Here is a 19,270-nt window from a genome sequence, read left to right on the forward strand (position 1 = left end):
GTGTAGATCTCGCAGACGTCGGCCTTGAGCGCTGCGGCGAGGGCGACGGCGGTGGTGTCCAAGCCGCCGCGGCCCATGGTGGTGACGTCCTTGCTGTCCTGGCTGACGCCCTGGAACCCGGCGACCAGCACGATGACGCCCTCGTCCAGCGCGTCGCGCAGGCGACCGGGGGTGACGTCGATGATCTTGGCGTTGCCGTGGGTGCCGGTGGTGACGATGCCGGCCTGCGACCCGGTGAACGAGCGGGCCTGCGCGCCGAGCGACTCGATGGCCATCGCGACCAGGGCGTTGGAGATGCGCTCACCGGCGGTCAGCAGCATGTCCATCTCGCGCGCCGGAGGCGCCGGGGAGACCTGGCGGGCCAGATCGAGCAGGTCGTCGGTGGTGTCGCCCATCGCGGAGACCACGACGACAACGTCGTTGCCGGCCTTCTTCGTCTCGACGATGCGCTCGGCCACGCGACGGATCCGATCGGCATCCGATACCGAAGATCCGCCGTACTTCTGTACGACGAGCGCCACTGTCCAACCTTCCGGGGCGGGTGTTGAGTCCAACCAAGGATAAGGGAGAGGCGCACGCGATTTTTTTCGCCGGTAGCTTGGCTGACGTGCCTGACGCCCGGTTGGCCGCCACCAGTGTGCCGATTCATCCCGACCTCGCGGCGCGCTGGAGTCCCCGCGCTTTCGACCCTCATGCCGGCATTACCGCTGACCAGCTGACCGCGCTCTTGGAAGCGGCGCGGTGGGCCGCGAGCTGGGGGCACCGTCAGCCGGTGCGGTTCCTGATCGGCCGCCGCGGAGACGAGACATTCACCACATTGACGGGCCTGCTCAAACGCGGCAACAGCTACGCGCACGCGGCCTCGGCGCTGATTCTGGTGTGCGCGGACGAAGGCGACGACGAGAGGACGGCGTTGTACGCCGCGGTCGACGCCGGCGCGGCCATCGCGCAGCTGACCGTCGAGGCGGTGTCCCGCGGACTGATCGTCCATCCGATGGCCGGCTTCGACGTCGACGGCACCCGGATGGCCTTCGGCATCCCGGACGGAGTGCGGCCGTTGGCCATCGTCGCGGTCGGCGCGCTGGGCGACTACTCCCACGCCGACGAGGCGATCGTCGAACGGGACAGTCGGCCCCGGGAACGGTTACCGCTGGATCAGATCGCATTCAGCGGGCAATGGGGCGCGTCGGCATCTTTCTGGCCATCTTCTGCTCATACTGCGTAAACCTCCGACCGCTAGGTGTGTGGACGCCACGTCCCGGGCCGTAAAGGAGAACCATGAGCAGTACCGAAGTCGGCAAAGCCGCCATCGACCTGAGCCAGGTCGCCGGGTTGTCGTCGGCGGACCGGCGCCAGCTCGCCGAGCTGCTCGATACCGGCGTCGATCCCGGCACTGAGCTTCTGGCGACCATCGATGCGGACCTGGCCGCGAAGGTCCTTCGATCGGTGCCCGCGACGACGGGCGTGCGCCTGCTGGCCGCGCTGGCGGCGCCTCATGCAGCCGAGATTCTGCGCCACCTCGACGATGACAGGTGCGACGGCCTGCTGGGCGCCATGCCCGCCGACCGGGCCCGGGTGTTGCGAGGGCTGCTCTCCTGGCCCGAGGATTCCGTCGCCGCCCATATGCAGCCCGATGTGCTGACCGTTTCCCCGACGGCCACCGTGGCGCAGGCCGTCGACCAGATCCGGGCGCACGCGCTCGAGCGGCCGAATGACTCGGCCGGGGCCTACGTCTACGTCGTCGAGGCCGACAAGGTCCTGCTCGGCGCGGTGCGCCTGCGCAACCTGGTGCTGACCGCCGCCGACCGGCCGGTCGCCGACCTGGTCGACGACGTCGTCACCGTCCTCCCGTTGAGCGACGCCGAAGACGCGGCCATGATCCTCTTCGACCACAGGCTCGATGAGCTTCCGGTCATCGACACCGAAGGCCGGCTGCTGGGCATCCTCACCGAGGACGATGCGGTGGAGATCGTCGAGGAGGAGGCGACCGAGGACGCCGAGCGTCAGGGCGGTTCGGAACCGCTCGACGTGCCTTACCTGCGTGCGTCGCCGTGGCTGTTGTGGCGCAAGCGCATCGTCTGGCTGCTGGTGCTCTTCGCGGCCGAGGCCTACACGGGCACGGTGCTGCGGGCGTTCGAGGAAGAGATGGAAGCCGTTGTCGCACTGGCGTTTTTCATCCCGCTGCTGATCGGGACCGGTGGCAACACCGGCACCCAGATCACCACCACGCTCGTCCGCGCGATGGGCACCGGCCAGATCCGGTTCCGCGATGTGCCGGCGATCGTCACTAAGGAGATGTCGACGGGTGCGCTGATCGCGATTGCGATGGCCGCCGCGGCGATGGTGCGGGCCTGGACGTTGGGCGTGGGGCCCGAGGTCACGTTGACGGTCTGCCTGACGGTCGCGGCGATCGTGATGTGGGCGTCGCTGGTGTCCTCGGTGCTGCCGCTGGCCTTGAAGAAGGTGAAGGTGGACCCGGCGGTGGTGTCGGCACCGATGATCGCGACGATCGTCGACGGCACCGGCTTGATGATCTATTTCTGGATCGCGCATCTGACCCTGCCGCAGTTGGCGGGGTTGTAGGCCCCGATCACTGCTTCTCGATGATCAGCTGGCGCTGCGGGCCGTGGTGGTAGTGCCAGCCGGGCTTCATGCCGGGGGCCGGGGTGGCGTAGGTGTCGGGGCTGTACTGGTTTCCCGAGCCGGTCGGGCCCTGCGCGGCGGCCGTGCCGGCCAGGCCGAGCGCGGCGGCGCCGAGGATGCCGGCGGACAGGACGGGCAGTACCAGAGCCTTGGTGATGTTCATCATGATCGTGAATCCTTTTGTCTCAGTTGGTGTTTGGATTTTCTCGTCGGCCTGTTCGGCCTCTGAGACAAGAGTGCGGCCCGAGCGGCGACAAATCTGTCCGGCGACCGGAGGATGAGGCTGGTGAAGATGCGTTCCCCCGATCAGGGGAAGCGCACGTCATCCGCGCGTTTTGGCCTGGGTCCGACGCGGAGTACAGTTGGCCGGGTGCAGCGGGTGCTCCTTCTCGGACGCCGCGACGGGGTCTGATCAGACCGGCTTCCCGTCGCGGGTTTTTGCGATGCGCCGGTCGGGTCCCCCATCAACTCCCGGAGCAACATCATGACCAGCCCAGACGCCTTTACGTCCGCCCGCACCATCACCACACCGTCCGGTGCCCCCAACCCCGGTCAACCGGCCTGGAACACCCAACGCGGTTCATCGATGCCGGTCAGCCGGTACCGCAGCTTCACCGAAGAGGTCGAAGATGTGCGCCTGCCCGACCGCACCTGGCCCGATCGCGTCATCGACAAGGCACCCCAGTGGTGCGCGGTGGACCTGCGCGACGGTAACCAGGCCCTGATCGACCCGATGAGCCCGGCGCGCAAGCGCCGCATGTTCGACCTGCTGGTCCGGATGGGCTACAAGGAGATCGAGGTCGGCTTCCCGTCGGCGTCGCAGACCGACTACGACTTCGTCCGCGAGATCATCACCGACGGCGCGATCCCGGACGACGTCACCATCCAGGTGCTGACCCAGTGCCGGCCCGAGCTGATCGAGCGCACCTTCGAGGCCTGCGCCGGCGCCCCGCAGGTGATCGTGCACTTCTACAACTCGACGTCGATCCTGCAGCGCCGCGTGGTGTTCCGGGCCGACCGTGACGCGGTCAAGAAGATCGCCACCGACGGCGCCACGATGTGCGTCGAGGAGGCCAAGAAGTACCCGCAGACGCGGTGGCGCTTCGAGTACTCCCCCGAGTCTTACACCGGCACCGAGCTGGAGTACGCCGTCGAGGTGTGCAACGCCGTCGCAGAAATCGTCAAGCCCACCCCCGAGTGGCCGCTGATCGTCAACCTGCCGGCCACCGTCGAGATGGCCACCCCGAACGTCTATGCCGATTCGATCGAATGGATGAACCGGCATCTGGCCCCGCGGGATTCGATCATCCTGAGCCTGCACCCCCACAACGACCGCGGAACCGGTGTTGCCGCAGCCGAATTGGGCTACCAGGCCGGCGCCGACCGGATCGAGGGCTGCCTGTTCGGCAACGGTGAGCGCACCGGCAACGTCTGCCTGGTGACATTGGGGCTGAACATGTTCAGCCGGGGGGTCGATCCGCAGATCGATTTCTCCAACATCGACGAGATCCGTCGCACGGTCGAGTACTGCAACCAGCTGCCCGTGCACGAACGTCACCCCTACGGCGGTGATCTGGTCTACACCGCGTTCTCCGGCAGCCACCAGGACGCCATCAACAAGGGCCTGGACCAGATGAAGGTGGATGCGGATGCCGCCGACGCCGACATGGACGACATCCTGTGGCAAGTTCCCTACCTGCCCATCGACCCCAAGGACGTCGGCCGCACCTACGAGGCCGTGATCCGGGTCAACTCGCAGTCCGGCAAGGGCGGCGTCGCCTACATCATGAAGGCCGACCATGGCCTGGTACTGCCGCGGCGGCTGCAGATCGAGTTCAGCCAGGCGATCCAGGCGATCACCGACGGCGAGGGCGGCGAGGTGTCGCCCAAGGAGATCTGGGACGCGTTCTCCGAGGAGTACCTGGCCCCGATCACCCCGCTGGAGCGCATCCGCCAGAAGGTGGTGGCCTCCGAGGTCGACGGCGGCACCGACACCATCACCGCGATCGTGAAGATCGACGGTGTCGAACGCGAGATCGTGGGCGCCGGCAACGGTCCGCTGGCGGCTTTCGTCGACGCGTTGGGCGCTATCGGTTACGACATCAACGTGCTGGATTACTCCGAGCACGCCATGTCCTCGGGCGAAGAGGCCCAGGCCGCGGCCTACGTCGAGGCCTCGATCGGCGGCAGGACCGTCTGGGGCGTCGGCATCGCCACGTCGATCACAACTGCATCACTTCGCGCAGTCGTATCTGCCGTCAATCGCGCCGCGCGTGCTTAGCTGACGTCGGCGTAGATCACTGCGCCAGACGTCAAAGGCAAGGAGCGCTCCATGGACTGGGGCTCAACGTGGGATTTCCTGTGGCATTTCCTGATCATCTTCGCCTGGATCGCGTACCTACTGGTCCTCTTCCAGATCCTGACGGACCTGTTCTGGCGTGATCACAAGACCTCCGGGTGGGTCAAAGCCGTCTGGGTGGTCTTCCTGATCGTGTTCCCGTGGCTGACCGCGCTGGTGTACCTCATCGCGCGTGGCAAGGGCATGTCCGAGCGCGCGCAGGCAGCCGCGGTGGCGGCCAAGCGGGAGACCGACGACTACATCCGCCAGGCGGCGGGTCGGTCCCCGGCTCAGGAGATCGCCGACGCCAAGGCCCTGCTCGATGCCGGCACGATCACCCAGGCCGAGTTCGACGGGCTGAAGGCCAAGGCGCTGAGCTGAGCCTGCGGGCCGGCCAGGGTGAAGTGGGTTCACCCCGGCCGGCCCGATGCTGTCGGCGTGCGAGGCCTCAGGGCGCGAGATGCGCGACCTGTGGCAGCACCTTGGTCCCCACCAACTCGAAGCTGCGGCGGTAGATGTCCGGGTGGTCGGTGTACTCATGGCCGAAGGAGATCAGGGATCCGAAGCCGCCGACGGCGTTGTAGAGCGCCTCGATCTTGGCCGCGACGGTATCCGGCGATCCCACGAAGTGGAAGTTGTCCACCATCCACTCGGCGGACAGCTCGTCGAGAGTGATCGTGCCGCCGGTCATCATCTCGCCGATGCCGAGCTTGATGAAGGTCGGGATGTTGTAGTTGCCCCACAGATCACCCATGGCGCCGTTGAGATAAGCCTCCCGCGCCTGCTCATCGGTATCGGCCACGAACACGTCACGACAGATCCGCCAGTCGGCACGGTCGGGGTTGTGGCCTGCGGCTTGCGCGGCCTCGGCGTAGGTGGCCCAGTGCTCCTTCAGCACCGACGTGTGTACCTGCTGACTCATCGGGAAATAGCCGTTGCGGCCGGCAACCGCCAGGGTCGGCGACTTGGCTTGCATACCCGTCATGATCACCGGGATGCGCTCCTGCTTCGGCACCAGATGCGGGCCGTGAATGTCGTCGTCATAGGCCGGCATATCGACGGTCCAGTACTTGCCCTCGATCCGGAACGGGCCCTTCTTGGTCCAGATGCTCTCGATGATCTCGAGCGCCTCGGTCATCATCTCCGGGTTCTGCTTACCGGTGTTGAAAAGCTGCGCGTCACTAGGGAAAGCGCCGGGTGCGAAGCCCGCGATGTAGCGGCCTTCGGTCATGTGATCCAGCCACATGATCCGGTGCGCCAACGCGATCGGGTTGTGGTAAGCCAGCAAGTGCGCGGCGGCGCCGAGCTTGATCTGCGAGGTGATCTGTGAGGCAGCTGCGATCATCGCGTCCGGCGCCGGGCTTGGTTCACCGCCGAGGGTGTAGTGCTCGGCGAAGTAAGCCTCGGACCAGTTGTACTCGTCCGCCCACTTGGTGAGCGTCAGGTCCCAGTCGATCACCTGTTTGGCGGTGCGCTTGCCATGCGAGTAACCCCGCGAGTATGGGATGTTGAAGATGCCGAACTTCATCTGAGTGTCCTTTCATCAAGGTGGTGGAAGCACCGGGAAGCCTTGCCGCCATGGCGATCTGCCCGTTGGCGATGGGGCGCTGAAATTTCGTACATTTGTAGAAATTGGTGGTAGCGGCCAAACTAGCGGCGTCACCGGAGAGGTGTCAACAGAATCCGGAAAAGTTTTTCCTGCAGAGACATGGCAACGGGGACAGGGCAATTCGCTCGCAGACCGGCGGATTTCCGGGCCATTGACGAGTCTGGGGCGCTGACCTGCACTTCTACATCCGTAGAATGCTGCACGTCGCTTCCCCGGCCGCCCTGCGAGCTTGCGGTACCCTCTGCAGAAGTCCACAGTCAGGAGTCGAGGGTGAAGAGATCGGGCAGCCGCTCAGAGGCGACCGCCATGGCCCTCGTCGAGGCGGCGCTGCAGATCATCCGGGAGTCCGGGGTCAAGAGCGTCACCCATCGCAAGGTCTGCAGCTACGCCGGAGTAGCCCTCGGCAGCAGCACCTACCACTACGAGAACCTCGACAACCTCATTCTCGACGCATTCGCACATTACGTGGAGCGTGTCTCGGTCGGGTACGAGAAGCACTTCGAGGGCGCAACTTCGGACGACGACCTGGTCGATGCGATCCTCACGCTGGTCAACGCGATGACGACCGATATGGGCAACGCGATCCTGGAATGGGAGCTACTGGCCGAGGCCGGCCGCCAGGACGCATACCGAGAGCTCGGCCATAAGTGGTCGAGCCGGGCCCGCGGGGCTGTCGAGCGTTATGTGTCGCCGAAGGTCGCCCACATGCTGGAGACGATCTGGGACGGATCCACCGTCCACCGGGTACTCAACGGCACCAGCTTGGACGACGCCGGCCTGCGCGAACTCCTCAAAGCCACAATCGAATTGGACCCCACCCGCGGCTATCCCCGTCCGCAGGAGCCGGCCAAACCAGCGAAGAAGGTCGCCAAGAAAGTGGCGAAGAAGGCGACCACCAGGCGCAAGGCTTCGTAGCCGCCTCACCTCGTCATTGGTTGGCGACGAACACCTTGCGGATCTTCTCGTGCACGGTCCAGGTCATCTTCTCGCCCGGCTGACAGACAAGCACGTCGCCCGGCCCGATCTCGACGACCTTGCCTGAGCCGGCTTCCACGGTGGCGCGCCCCTGCAGGATGACGACGGTCTCCTGGCCCTGGTATTCGCGATGCACGCCCGGTTCGGCCTCCCACACTCCGTGCTTCTGGCCTCCGTCGGCATACAGCACCGCCGAACGTACCGGGGCGGTGCTGGCGGGCCGGTGCGCCTCGGTCAACTCCACGGTCAGCGGGTCATAACGGTCGATCACAATTGCATCCTTGCTCGTTGTAGGGACACTGCAGATCCGGCTAACCGAGTTGCCGGAACTTCGATCGGAAGAACACCAGCGGTTCCGACTGCTCGTCGCCGGTACGCATGCTGAGCACATGGGCGGTGACGATCACGTGATCGCCACCGTCATGGGTGGCAGCCACCTCGGCCTCGACCCACGCTTGGCAGCCCTCGATAAGCGGGACACCGGTTTCCGGCCCTGGCGACCACCGCATGTCAGCGAATTTGTCGGTTCCCGATTTGGCGAAGGTCAGCGCAACACCCTGCTGATCGGCGGCCGTCACGTTGACCGCGAAGCGCCCGGTGGCCGAAATCAGGGGCCAGCTAGTCGACTTCCGGTCCACCGACAGCAGGATCATCGGTGGGTCGAGCGACAGGGACATGAAGGACTGAACCGTCAACCCCACCGGTATTCCGTCGGACAGGCCACTGACCACCACCACCCCGGTCGGGAAGTTGCCCATCACCGTGCGGTAATCAGCACTCTGCTTTGCCATTACGGGCATCTCGCACCCCATTCTTCGAAGAACTCTTCACATTGCCGAGTTTCTACATATGATGAAACTACTACTTGCGGGTGGCGTCAACCCGTAACGAACGCTAAACCGGAAGGCAGACCATGGACACGAAAATGCTTGCTACAGAACTGGATGAGCCGACGCCGGTGTCCGAACTGGGCGCCGAACGGATCCATCGGGCATGCCACGCGATGGCCGCAGGCGAGCCGGTGGTGCTCTCTGACGGTGCGGAATCGTCGTTGGCCCTGCTGAGCTCGGCGGCCACTCCGGTCGGGTTGTCCCGGTTGGTCAAGTCGGGTTCGGGCCTGCTCTTCGTGGCCGTGGAACGCGAACGGTTGCGCCAGTTGCGCATTCCCCCGATGGCCGGCGACCACCGCTCGCCGAACAGCCGCTTTCATGTCGCGGTGGACGCCGCAGTCGGCATCGGGACCGGAATCTCGGCAATCGACCGGGCCCGCACCGTTCGCCTACTCAGCGACGCCGATTGCGGAACAGATGATTTCGTCCGCCCCGGCCATGTGATCCCGGTGGCCGCCGACATGACTCCCCCGCAGGCACCTGGCACCCCCGAACTGGCTTTCGCGCTGGCCCGCCTCGCCACGGATGGAGTTCCCGCCGCTGCATACTGCGCGCTGACATCCGAAAGGGATCCACGGTCGGTGGCCGGGCCCGAGGAGGGCGCCGCGATCGCCCGGCAGAACGGGCTCGCCTTCATCCTGCGTGAGGATGTGCTTGCCGCGTTCTACCGGGCGCGATAGTGCGGAACCTCAGTCGTTCGGGATCTTGAAGGGGCCCATGGCGCCGGCATCGACGACCATGGCGGTGCCGGTGACATAGCGGCTGACGTCGGAGGCCAGGTACAGCACCGCGTTGCTGATGTCCTCGGGCTGCACGAACGGGATCGGCAGCGCGTTCATCCCCTTCAGGGCGGGAATCGAATCTTCCTGCGTGGCATTCGGTTTGCCACCGGAAAACAGGGTGTTGTAGGCGTCGTTGTTGATCATCAAGGTGTCGACATTGGTCGGGTTGACCGAGTTGACCCGGATCCAGTGCGGTGCCAGCTCTCCGGCCAGGGTCCGCATCAGACCGTTGGCGCCGTGCTTGGAAGCGGCGTAGTGACCGACGTTGAGTTCGGCCACCAGCCCCGAGATGGAACTAATGATGATGACCGAACCGCCTTGCCCCTGCTCGATCAGGTGCGGCACGGTCGCCTTGATGGTCTTCCAGACACCGGTCAGGTTCGTATCGAGCTGATCCTGAAACTGCTGCTCGGAGATCTCCCACATCGGCGCAATGTCATTGACGGTACCGGCGTTGGCAACCACGACATCGAGCCGACCAAGCTCCTTGATTCCCTGGTCGACAAAGGTTTTCAGCGCAGCCAGATCGCGGACATCCACCTGTCCGGCCACGATGCGACGGCCGGTCTCCGACACCAGGCGCACCGTTTCGTCCAGATCGGCCGGCATGGACATGGGATAGGGCACGGTCTCGATCTGTTTACAGATGTCGACGGCCAAGATGTCTGCACCCTGTCCAGCCAGCCGTACCGCGTGCGATCGGCCCTGGCCCCGGGCAGCTCCCGTCACCAGGGCGACTTTGCCGGTCAAATCCAGAGGGTTGCTCATATCGCTCCGTCCTGATTGGTTCTCAGTTTTTCCACATATGTAGGAATTCAATGCACCGTAGGGTGAGCTCGCCTCAATGTCAACGACGGCCTGCGGCAGGGAAAGCTACTGAGTGACAACCACATTGGTCGCCTATCCGGCTGCCCGACTTCATGTCAGCCGATCCGTTGACAGCGCCGCGCCCGGAGGTTACTGTCACCCGGATCACACTTTCAACAAATGTCCACATTCGGAGCCGCGGCACCTCGCGCAGGCCGGCAGATGGCACCTCGTGGACAACACGCAGACAAGGAACAACGCATGACGACTCCTCGACGCCTCGTCGAACGAATCGCATTGGTCACCGGCGGCAGCAATGGCCAGGGCGCTGCCCACACCCGCCGGTTGGCACAGGAAGGTGCCATCGTCTACTTCTCCGATGTGGATACCAAGTCCGGAGCCGCACTCGAGGCGACCCTGCGCGAAGAAGGCCTGGACGTGCACTTCCGCCAGCAGGACGTGACCAGCTTCCAGACCTGGCAGGACATCGTGTCCGAGATCGACGCGGACCACGGCCGCCTCGACATCCTGGTCAACAACGCCGGAGTCCTGGACCTCTACTCAGCCGACGACGCCACCGAGGAATCCTGGCAGCGCACCCTCGACATCAACACCAAGAGCATCTTCCTGGCCGTCAAGGCCGCCCTGCCCCTCCTTCGCAAGAGCAAATCCGCATCGGTGATCAACACCTCGAGCATCTTCGGACTGGTCGGGGCCGACGGATACCTGGCCTATGTCGCCTCCAAGGGAGCCGTCACCACCATGACGAAGTCCCTCGCCGTCACCCACGGCAAGGAAGGCATCCGCTTCAACACCATTCACCCCGGCTACATCGACACCCCGATGCTGCGCACGGAGATCGCCGGACTGCCGGAGGGCTCCGAAGAAGCCATTCTGGCCTCAATCCCGTTGGGTCGCTTCGCCGGTGGCGAAGAGATTGCCCCCTCGATCGCGTTCCTGGCTTCCGATGACGCGTCCTACATCAGCGGTGCAGAACTGATCATCGACGGCGCGCACTTGGCCGGCCGCTGATCGAACTCGCCTGGCCCACACACTATTCGGATACGAGAGGGTGATTCACCTTGGAACTCGTCGGACAGGTCATCGTCTGGATCATGATGGGCTTCATGGCGCTCGGGGCGGGCGCCTACCTGCTGCGCCCGGATTCCCCACTGGCGGGAGAGTTCCGGGACGGCATCTTCACCATCGGACAGATCTTCATCCCGGTGGCCGGCATGATGGGCATCATCCCGTTGCTGGTGCCCGCGATCGACAAGACCGTCGGCCCCATCTACGAATGGCTGCACTCGGATCCGGCGATCGCGGTCAGCACTTTCCTGCCCAGTGACCAGGGCGCGTACGCGCTGTCGTTGGAGGTCGCCAACAGCCACGCGGCGTGGATCCAGGCCTTCACGGTCAGCCTCACCTCAGGTGCGGTGATCGCGTTCTCCATCCCGGTCGGTTTGGCCATGCTGGACCGCAAGTATCACAAGTACATGGCATTGGGCACCATGTGCGGTCTGCTGGCGATCCCGGTTACCTCGCTCATCATGAGCTTGCTGCTGGTGCAGAGCGGAGTGCTGCTACGTGAGGGCATCGACACCTCGGGTCCCGGGACCAAGCCGTTCGACCTGTCCGTCGGCGAGGTGTTGTTCAACCTCGCACCGCTCGTGATCATCATGGTCACCCTGGCGTTGGCCCTGAAGTTCTTCACCGATTTCATGGTCAAAGCGTTCCTGGTGTTCGGCAAGGCCATCGTCGTGGTCACCACGATCTCGATGACGGCCAATGTGATCGAGTACTTCACCGGGGTATTCAGTACGGTGTTCGGGTCGTTCCCGCTGGCGCCGTTCATCGCCGATGCCGAGGACCAATTCCGCGCCCTTGAGGTGGTCGGCTACATCGGTGTGATGCTCGCCGGCGCGTTCCCGATGGTCTACGCCATCCGGACCGGGCTGGCCAAGCCGCTGCAGGCGATCGGTGACCGGTTCGGTGTCTCGGAGGCCGGTATCACCGGCTTCCTGGCCGGTGCGACGAACATCCTCGCGCTGTTCCGCGTGGTTCCGCTGATGCCGCCGCGAGACCGCGTGCTCACCATCGCCTTCTCGGTCTGCGCGGCCTTTGCCTTCGGCGACTACCTGGCGTTCACCGCGAACTTCCAGCCGAACATGATCGTCCCGATGATCGTTGGCAAGCTGTGCGGTGGGGCTCTCGCCGTGGCCATCGCGGTCTGGCTGGCAGTGCCCTACCTGAACCGGTTCGAGCAGGACGAATCGGACGACCCGATCCTCGCCGATACGGCGACCGAACGCGCCGCGGTTCAGAACAACGTGTACTGATCGCTCTCGACGGGGGTGTCGCAGAACTGCTCGATGTCGGTTCCTCCGACGACATGGGCCAGCAGGCCCATGAACGTTTCGTCATCGAGCAGCGGCACCCCCAACTCGGCGGCCTGATAACCCTTGCCCTGATCGGGTGCGGGCTCGTTGCACAGCACCAGCGAGGTCTGCTGATCCACCAGATCGGTGTACGCCAGGCCCACATGCAGGATGCGCTCGACGAGTTCCTCATGGGTGCGGGCCACCTCCGCCGACAGCGCCACCCGCATCCCCTGCACCAGCGGCCGGCCGGCCACGTAGACGCCCGGGTTGGCGTACGCACAGGGCAGCCGCGACGCCACCACCTTCAACGGGCGCAATTCCTCGTGGGTGACGTGGCCGTTGGGCCAGTACCGACGGCCCACCTCCCGTAACGGCAGCCAGACCTTACGGTCGCGGGCCCGAGCCAGGGTGGGTTTGAGGATCTGCGCCAGCACCAGCGCATCGTCAAGCGCGTCGTGGGGCTTCATCTGGCTCACACCCCAATGTGTGGCCAACGTCTCCAGACGTAGGTTCTCGGTACCCAGGGCCAACCGACGGGCCAGCTCGACCGTGCACATCACGCTGTCGATCGGCAGCTCGGCCCCCACCAGCTCGGCCTCGGCGGTCAGGAAGCTGTAGTCGAAACCCACGTTGTGGGCGACCAACGTGCGTCCCCGCAGGACGTCGCTCAGCTCCGCCACGACGTCGCCGAAGGTCGGCTGCCCTTCCAACATCTCGGCGGTCAGTCCGTGTACGTGCGTGGGCCCGGGATCCACCCCCGGGTTCAGCAAGGTGGCGACGCTGCGCTCGACATTGCCGTCATCCCCGACCGCCAGCGCGGCGACGCTGACGATGCGTGCCTGCCCAGGCCGGAACCCGGATGTCTCCACGTCGATGACGGCCCAGCCCGCGCCCGGCTCGTCCGCCGGTCTGCCCCACGCGCTGCTCATGTTCGTCAGGATGGCACGTGAGCCCGACAACCTCGGTCGGCGTCGCTGCGTGTCGTGCACCTAAAATCGCCGGAATGCTGACCCTTCGTGGGCGTGCCGCGCTGGCCGCCGGAGCAACCGCACGCTGGGCGTCGCGGGTCACCGGCCGCGGCGCGGGCGCGATGATCGGTGGTCTGGTGGCGATGACGCTGGACCGCTCGATCCTGCGTCAACTGGGCCAGGGCCGTCGCAGCGTCGTGGTGACCGGCACCAACGGCAAGTCGACCACCACCCGGATGACCGCGGCTGCACTGGCCACGCTCGGTGACGTGGCCAGCAACTCCGAAGGCGCCAACATGGACGCGGGCCTGGTGGCGGCGCTGGCCGCGGCGCGCCAGGCCTCGTTGGCCGCGCTCGAGGTCGACGAGATGCACGTCCCGCACGTCAGCGACGCGGTGTCACCGTCGGTGATCGTGCTGCTCAACCTGTCCCGCGATCAGCTGGACCGAGTTGGCGAGATCAACCACATCGAACGCACGTTGCGCGGCGGGCTGGCCCGTCATTGCGACGCGGTCATCGTGGCCAACTGCGACGACGTGCTGATGACCTCCGCCGCCTACGACAGCCCCAACGTGGTGTGGGTGGCCGCCGGTGGCAGCTGGGCCGGTGACTCGGTGAGCTGTCCGCGCTCGGGCGAGATCATCGTGCGTGAGGGACGCGACTGGTACTCGACGGGCAGCGACTTCAAGCGCCCCAGCCCCCAGTGGTGGTTCGACGACACCCACATCTACGGTCCGGACGGACTGGCGCTGCCGATGACGCTGGCATTACCGGGGGCCGTCAACCGCGGCAACGCCATCCAGGCCGTCGCGGCTGCCGTCGCGCTCGGGGCGGATCCGGCTCGTGCGGTGGCCGCGGTGGCCGGGGTCGACGAGGTTGCCGGCCGCTACCGCACGGTGCAGATCGGCTCGCACACCGCCCGAATCCTGTTGGCCAAGAATCCCGCCGGATGGCAGGAAGCGTTGTCCATGGTCGACAAGCACGGTGCCGGGGTGGTCATCTCGGTCAACGGTCAGGTACCCGATGGCGAAGATCTGTCGTGGTTGTGGGACGTCCGGTTCGAACATTTCGATGACACCCAGGTGGTCGCGGCCGGGGAGCGCGGCACGGATCTGGCCGTGCGGCTCGGGTACGCCGGTGTCGAACACTCGCTGGTGCACGACACCGTTGCCGCGATCGAGAGCTGCCCACCCGGGCACGTCGAGGTGATCGCCAACTACACCGCGTTCCTGCAACTGAATCGGCGGATCTCATGAGTGGCGCGCACGCGAGGAGCAATAAGGCCCCAGCGCAGATCGGGCTGGTGCTGCCCGACGTGATGGGCACCTACGGCGACAGCGGCAATGCGGTGGTACTGCGAGAGCGGTTGCGGCTACGCGGAATTGACGCCGAGATCGTGGAGATCACGCTGGCCGATCCGGTACCCGACTCGCTGGACCTGTACACCCTCGGCGGGGCCGAGGACTATGCGCAGCGCCTGGCCACCAAACACCTGATCCGGTATCCCGGCCTGCAACGGGCGGTTTCGCGGGGTGCGCCGGTGTTGGCCATCTGCGCGGCCATCCAGGTGCTCGGCCACTGGTATGAGACCTCAGCCGGCGAGCGGGTGGAGGGCGTCGGCCTGCTCGACGTCACGACCTCACCCCAAGAGACCCGCACCATCGGCGAGGTGGCCTCGAAGCCACTGCTCGCCGGCCTGTCAGCACCGTTGACCGGCTTCGAAAATCACCGTGGTGGAACGGTTCTCGGCCCCGACGCCAAGCCACTGGCCGCCGTCACCAAGGGTGCGGGAAACCGCTTGGGCGACGGCTACGACGGCGCGGTGCAAGGCAGCGTGGTCGCCACCTATCTGCATGGGCCGTGCCTCGCGCGCAATCCGGAACTGGCCGATCATCTGCTCTCGCAGGTGGTCGGTGAATTGCCGCCGCTGGAGCTGCCCGAGGTCGAGCTCCTCCGTCGCGAGCGACTCGCGGCTCCGCGCCGGGTGTAGAACGCGCTGCGGCGAAAGTGACGTTGTGGTCATTCTCCCAGCAGACAACGACCATAGCGTCACTGTCGCCCAGATGTCGGGATGAGGATGCCACTCATCCCCCATGCCACAACGTGATTCGACCATCGTGACCCTCGAATGGGCCGGCGAGCACATCAAGACGATGCGATCGACGCCCCCGAGTATCGGATCGACAGAACATTTCGACGCGTCCGCTAAGCCGACAAAGTCGGCACCTGTGTAAACGCTGTGATTGCCGGTTGACGTTCGCCGCTACTGTTAGGCAAACCCACTTTCTGAGTGGTTGTAGCTGCCGTCACATGTAACCAGCTAACTGTCCTACATCACAGTTCGCCGAAGTTACCGGCCGGTATGGACTATTGGATCGACCAATGTACCCAGACAAGCTAACTATCGGCCGAGGCTGACATTTCGACTGACGCGTGCGACGGAGTGCTTTCCAACGCAACTAGCCGATGCCTAAGTCTGTTTGCTGACGCGCCTCTTGCGACGTGGGCTCGGCGATCTATAGCTACCTAGACCACCTTTTCAAAATGGCGCAGCTATCTCATTATGTGGACAAACTATGGTTTTGACGTGCACTTATGCGGTACGTCTATATTACTCTCAGGTAAGTTTCCGGCCTGTCAGAGTTTTCAAGCAAAGGAGAACCTCATGGAAGCTGCCGTTCGCTCGTATTTGACGGCCGGTGTCGCTTTGACCGGAGCGGCAGTCATCGCCGTCAGCCCGCTCGCACCCACCCCGACCGACATCCAGCTGCCCGCCGTGCCGATTTCGTCGGCCGCCGTGACACTGAACGCCCTGACCAATCCGCTGGATGCGTGGGCCGAGACGCTGACGACTGCCGGCACCAACCTGCAATCGCTCGTCGAGCAGTTGGCGGCCGATCCGGCCCCGATCCTTCAGACCGTGATCAGCAATCAGGTCGGCAATGCGACCGTCGTCGCCGAGGCGATCCAGACTTACGGCACATTGCTCAACAGCACCTTGCAGTCGCTGCCCGAAGCCCTTCAAACCGCCGGCGACCTCATCGCCAAAGGCGAGATCGTCAAGGGCATGGACGGACTGACGAACGAATTGCTGCCGGCAATCGTGGGATTGATCGACCTGGGCAACAACACGTGGTCTGCGGTCAGCACGACGACGCAGAATATCCAGAACGTGATCGAGGCACTGCCGGATCTCGTCACGTCGGTCGCGCTGCCCGCGCTCTACCCCGTGCTTTCCGTGGTGAACGGATTGGCCGCCACTACCGAGGAAGTGGTGAAAGCAGTCAACGCGGGCGATCCCGAAGCCGTTGCCAACGCGGTCATCAACGCACCGGCGCACCTCACGAACGCATTCCTCAACGGCGAAGGCAAGATCCTCGGGTTCCTCCCTACCCCAGGCCTGTTGTCGCCGATCTCGGACTTCGGATTCCTCGGCAGCGGACCCATCGCCTCGGCGCTCGATCTGCCGAGGGCCATCGCGGACCTGCTCAAGCCGAACTCGCTGGCGCCCAAGGCAGAAACCAAATCCATCGTGTCGAGCACGTCAGCCGTCAGCGCGCTGAGCACTGGCACCTCCGCACGGACCGTCACGCTCAGCCTTCCGGCCGCCGGCGCGACGACCGATACGAAGGGCATCGCGGAAAGCTCCGCGACTGACACTGTGGCCACGGTTGACGACGCGGCAACCGACGCCGGGAAAGACACCGGTGCAGCAACCGATGACAGCACCGACACGACCACCGAACCGGCTGGGAGTGCCGATGATTCGTCCACGGTCGAGAAGTCGCGCGTCAAGGTCAGGACCACGCCGAAAACCCTTCGCAACGACATCAGGGACGTCGCGAAGCGGATCAGCACGAAGTTCAGCCCGAACGCCGGTAAGAACGCCACCGACACCGGCTCCGCGGCGAGTGGTTCGAGCGCCGAGTCGAGCAGTGCAGGCAGTGCGGGCAGTTCGAGCACGGCCGGCAAGAAGCACACCAGCAGCAGCAAGTCCCACCGCAAGAGCCGCGCCAGCCACGACTGAGCGGTAGCAGGCGAAAGCCGTTGGGCCCCTTTGTCAAAAGGGGCCCAACGTGCTTCATGGCACTGCGGCGAACGGGTCGGCGGCCGCACCGATGCGGGCGGCGGCCTCGGTGAGGATCGGCTCACCATGGCCGAATCCGGCCCGCTGCGCCCCGGTTTGGGCCAGTCGCGTCACCGATCGCGCCAGCTCCGACCGGTCGACGTTGAACACCCCGAGGATCACCTGGCCGTCGAACTCGGCAACCACGTCACCGGTCAACAGCGCATCGGCGGCCGGCAGATAAAGCGCAATGCTGCCCGGGGTGTGACCGGGCACGCCGATCACCCGGGCACCGCCGGCGAAGTCCAGCACATCGCCATCGGCCACTACCCGATCCACCCGGCACGCGGGTCCGTGCGGCGGCACGTCGAAATCGGGTCGCAAGGCCCGCTCCGACTCGGTGAGTACCGGCAGCGGGCCCGTCTGCTCGCCGCGTACGTAGGGCGCGTCGGCTGCACCGGCGATGACTTCGACATCGGACCAGTCGGCGATTTCGGCCGCGGCGCCGCAGTGGTCCTCGTGAAAATGGGTGAGCACAATGCGTTTCACGTGGATGCGCCGCAGGCCGAGAACGGTGAGCGCATCGGCGATCAGGTCGGCACTGTCCGGCCAGCCGGTGTCGATCAGGGTGACGCCGTCGGGTTCGGTCCACAGATAACTGTTGAGGAGGTGGGCCTGACCGCCCGGGATGCGCAGGCGATACAACGAATCCGTCATCTGGAGTAGGTCAGGCACGGTTCGACGCTACCTGCCGCGGCGAGCTCGCGGTCAGGCCATCGCGCGGCGGCCGGCCAGCGCCCGGCCCAGGGTGAGCTCGTCGGCGAACTCAAGGTCACCGCCCATCGGCAGTCCCGAGGCGATGCGGGTGACGGTCAGACCCGGGATGTCGCGCAGCATCCGGACCAGGTAGGTGGCGGTCGCCTCGCCCTCGGTGTTCGGATCGGTGGCGATGATCACCTCGGCCACGTCGACGCCGTCGACGCGTTCACCGATGCGGTTGAGCAGTTCACGGATCCGCAGCTGATCGGGGCCGACACCCGACAGCGGATCCAGCGCCCCGCCCAGCACGTGATAGCGGCCGCGGAACTCACGGGTGCGCTCGACGGCCTGCACGTCCTTGGGCTCCTCGACCACGCATACCAATGAGGCGTCGCGGCGCGGGTCCTTGCAGATGCGGCAACGTTCCTCGTCGGACACGTTGCCGCACACCGCGCAGAACGTGACGCCGTCGCGGATTCGGTTGAGCACCGCAGTCAACCGGTCGATGTCCGGCGGTTCGACGCTGAGCAGGTGAAACGCAATGCGCTGGGCGCTTTTGGGCCCGATCCCCGGCAGCTTGCCGAGTTCGTCGATCAGGTCCTGTACCGGACCTTCAAACATTGCAGAACACTTCTAGAGCCCCGGGATCCCGAGGCCACCCATGCCACTGGCCAGCGGGCCCAACCGGCTCTGCGCCAGCGTGGTCACCTGATTGGACGCGTCGGCCAGGGCGCCGACGATCAGATCCTGCAGGGTCTCGGGATCGGACGGATCGATCACCTTGGGATCGATGGCGACGGCCACCACCTCGCCACTGCCCTTGACCGTGACCTGCACCAGGCCGCCACCGGCCTGGCCGTGCACCTCGGAGTTGGCCAGCGCCTCCTGCGCCTCCATGAGCTGCTGTTGTACCTGCTGCGCCTGCGCCAGCAGGGCCGACATATCGGGCGTGCCTCCGGGTTGCATGACTGGTCCCCTTGCCGTGTTGGTTGCGTCTTGGTCTCGACTTGGTTGCTCTCGCCTGTCGGCGGCGGTTCGGACCTTCAGCCTAG

20 protein-coding genes and 1 pseudogene are annotated in these 19,270 nt (G+C 65.4%); 11 read left to right on the forward strand and 10 right to left on the reverse strand.

Annotated elements, in window-relative coordinates; all coding sequences use genetic code 11:
• Positions 1 to 521: pseudogene (locus tag A5733_RS02280) on the reverse strand (aspartate kinase); the annotation flags it as partial.
• A gap of 77 nt (positions 522 to 598) precedes the next feature.
• On the opposite strand from A5733_RS02280, the gene A5733_RS02285 reads away from it, so the two are divergent.
• Positions 599 to 1,225 (forward strand): nitroreductase family protein, encoded by a 627-nt coding sequence (locus A5733_RS02285; protein WP_076238950.1) that lies wholly within the window; start codon positions 599 to 601, stop codon positions 1,223 to 1,225.
• A 53-nt stretch (positions 1,226 to 1,278) separates the two neighbouring features.
• A complete protein-coding gene (gene mgtE / locus A5733_RS02290) occupies positions 1,279 to 2,583 on the forward strand; it encodes a magnesium transporter (protein ID WP_076238923.1) in 1,305 nt (434 codons plus the stop codon).
• A gap of 7 nt (positions 2,584 to 2,590) precedes the next feature.
• On the opposite strand, the gene A5733_RS02295 is transcribed toward mgtE, so the two are convergent.
• The gene (locus tag A5733_RS02295; protein ID WP_067766156.1) at positions 2,591 to 2,809 is read right to left on the reverse strand and encodes a hypothetical protein; all 219 of its coding nucleotides are present in this window, start codon (positions 2,807 to 2,809) and stop codon (positions 2,591 to 2,593) included.
• A gap of 318 nt (positions 2,810 to 3,127) precedes the next feature.
• Between A5733_RS02295 and leuA the strand changes: the two genes are divergently transcribed.
• Entirely contained in the window at positions 3,128 to 4,924 is a 1,797-nt protein-coding gene (leuA, locus tag A5733_RS02300; protein WP_076238924.1) for a 2-isopropylmalate synthase, read from the forward strand.
• A gap of 51 nt (positions 4,925 to 4,975) precedes the next feature.
• Entirely contained in the window at positions 4,976 to 5,362 is a 387-nt protein-coding gene (locus A5733_RS02305) for an SHOCT domain-containing protein (RefSeq protein ID WP_076238925.1), read from the forward strand.
• Between the two features lie 67 nt (positions 5,363 to 5,429).
• Here A5733_RS02305 and A5733_RS02310 read toward each other — a convergent pair whose 3' ends face one another.
• Complete coding sequence (locus A5733_RS02310) at positions 5,430 to 6,509, reverse strand: LLM class flavin-dependent oxidoreductase (protein WP_076238926.1); 1,080 nt, start codon at positions 6,507 to 6,509, stop codon at positions 5,430 to 5,432.
• Between the two features lie 351 nt (positions 6,510 to 6,860).
• Here A5733_RS02310 and A5733_RS02315 point away from each other — a divergent pair, with 351 nt between their 5' ends.
• Positions 6,861 to 7,505 carry a TetR/AcrR family transcriptional regulator gene (locus A5733_RS02315; protein WP_076238927.1) on the forward strand — a complete coding sequence of 215 codons (645 nt, stop codon included), beginning with the start codon at positions 6,861 to 6,863 and terminating at the stop codon, positions 7,503 to 7,505.
• A 13-nt stretch (positions 7,506 to 7,518) separates the two neighbouring features.
• On the opposite strand, the gene A5733_RS02320 is transcribed toward A5733_RS02315, so the two are convergent.
• Together A5733_RS02320 and A5733_RS02325 are read right to left on the reverse strand one after the other, a co-directional pair.
• Positions 7,519 to 7,836: a cupin domain-containing protein gene (locus tag A5733_RS02320; protein WP_233152597.1), complete on the reverse strand. Its 318-nt coding sequence runs from the start codon at positions 7,834 to 7,836 to the stop codon at positions 7,519 to 7,521.
• A 40-nt stretch (positions 7,837 to 7,876) separates the two neighbouring features.
• Positions 7,877 to 8,356, reverse strand: a complete 480-nt coding sequence (locus A5733_RS02325; protein ID WP_076238928.1) for a flavin reductase family protein — start codon at positions 8,354 to 8,356, stop codon at positions 7,877 to 7,879.
• Between the two features lie 134 nt (positions 8,357 to 8,490).
• Here A5733_RS02325 and A5733_RS02330 point away from each other — a divergent pair, with 134 nt between their 5' ends.
• Positions 8,491 to 9,135: a 3,4-dihydroxy-2-butanone-4-phosphate synthase gene (locus tag A5733_RS02330; RefSeq protein WP_158070582.1), complete on the forward strand. Its 645-nt coding sequence runs from the start codon at positions 8,491 to 8,493 to the stop codon at positions 9,133 to 9,135.
• Between the two features lie 9 nt (positions 9,136 to 9,144).
• On the opposite strand, the gene A5733_RS02335 is transcribed toward A5733_RS02330, so the two are convergent.
• Complete coding sequence (locus tag A5733_RS02335) at positions 9,145 to 10,005, reverse strand: mycofactocin-coupled SDR family oxidoreductase (protein WP_076238930.1); 861 nt, start codon at positions 10,003 to 10,005, stop codon at positions 9,145 to 9,147.
• 300 nt (positions 10,006 to 10,305) lie between these two features.
• Here A5733_RS02335 and A5733_RS02340 point away from each other — a divergent pair, with 300 nt between their 5' ends.
• The gene (locus tag A5733_RS02340; protein WP_076238931.1) at positions 10,306 to 11,076 is read left to right on the forward strand and encodes an SDR family NAD(P)-dependent oxidoreductase; all 771 of its coding nucleotides are present in this window, start codon (positions 10,306 to 10,308) and stop codon (positions 11,074 to 11,076) included.
• Between the two features lie 50 nt (positions 11,077 to 11,126).
• Positions 11,127 to 12,383: an ethanolamine utilization protein EutH gene (locus A5733_RS02345; protein WP_076238932.1), complete on the forward strand. Its 1,257-nt coding sequence runs from the start codon at positions 11,127 to 11,129 to the stop codon at positions 12,381 to 12,383.
• Here the strand turns inward: A5733_RS02345 and A5733_RS02350 are convergent.
• Positions 12,365 to 13,354, reverse strand: a complete 990-nt coding sequence (locus A5733_RS02350; RefSeq protein ID WP_076238933.1) for a DEDDh family exonuclease — start codon at positions 13,352 to 13,354, stop codon at positions 12,365 to 12,367. The genes A5733_RS02345 and A5733_RS02350 overlap by 19 nt on opposite strands.
• A gap of 74 nt (positions 13,355 to 13,428) precedes the next feature.
• Here A5733_RS02350 and A5733_RS02355 point away from each other — a divergent pair, with 74 nt between their 5' ends.
• The 3 genes from A5733_RS02355 (at position 13,429) to A5733_RS02365 (ending at position 17,420) form a co-directional block, all read left to right on the forward strand.
• Positions 13,429 to 14,649, forward strand: a complete 1,221-nt coding sequence (locus A5733_RS02355) for a Mur ligase family protein (RefSeq protein ID WP_076238934.1) — start codon at positions 13,429 to 13,431, stop codon at positions 14,647 to 14,649.
• Complete coding sequence (locus A5733_RS02360) at positions 14,646 to 15,383, forward strand: type 1 glutamine amidotransferase (RefSeq protein WP_076238935.1); 738 nt, start codon at positions 14,646 to 14,648, stop codon at positions 15,381 to 15,383. Before A5733_RS02355 ends, A5733_RS02360 begins: the two co-directional genes overlap by 4 nt.
• 573 nt (positions 15,384 to 15,956) lie before the next feature.
• On the forward strand, positions 15,957 to 17,420 hold the full coding sequence (locus tag A5733_RS02365) for a hypothetical protein (protein WP_142253764.1): 1,464 nt from the start codon (positions 15,957 to 15,959) through the stop codon (positions 17,418 to 17,420).
• A 54-nt stretch (positions 17,421 to 17,474) separates the two neighbouring features.
• On the opposite strand, the gene A5733_RS02370 is transcribed toward A5733_RS02365, so the two are convergent.
• The 3 genes from A5733_RS02370 to A5733_RS02380 are packed head-to-tail and all read right to left on the reverse strand — an operon-like array spanning position 17,475 to position 19,184.
• Positions 17,475 to 18,176, reverse strand: a complete 702-nt coding sequence (locus A5733_RS02370) for an MBL fold metallo-hydrolase (RefSeq protein WP_198938713.1) — start codon at positions 18,174 to 18,176, stop codon at positions 17,475 to 17,477.
• 51 nt (positions 18,177 to 18,227) lie between these two features.
• Positions 18,228 to 18,839, reverse strand: a complete 612-nt coding sequence (gene recR / locus A5733_RS02375; protein ID WP_067766130.1) for a recombination mediator RecR — start codon at positions 18,837 to 18,839, stop codon at positions 18,228 to 18,230.
• Between the two features lie 12 nt (positions 18,840 to 18,851).
• Positions 18,852 to 19,184 (reverse strand): YbaB/EbfC family nucleoid-associated protein, encoded by a 333-nt coding sequence (locus A5733_RS02380; protein WP_067766127.1) that lies wholly within the window; start codon positions 19,182 to 19,184, stop codon positions 18,852 to 18,854.
• Between the last annotated feature and the right edge of the window lie 86 nt (positions 19,185 to 19,270).

This window comes from Mycobacterium sp. NS-7484 (assembly GCF_001953975.1).
Taxonomy (GTDB): Bacteria; Actinomycetota; Actinomycetes; order Mycobacteriales; family Mycobacteriaceae; genus Mycobacterium.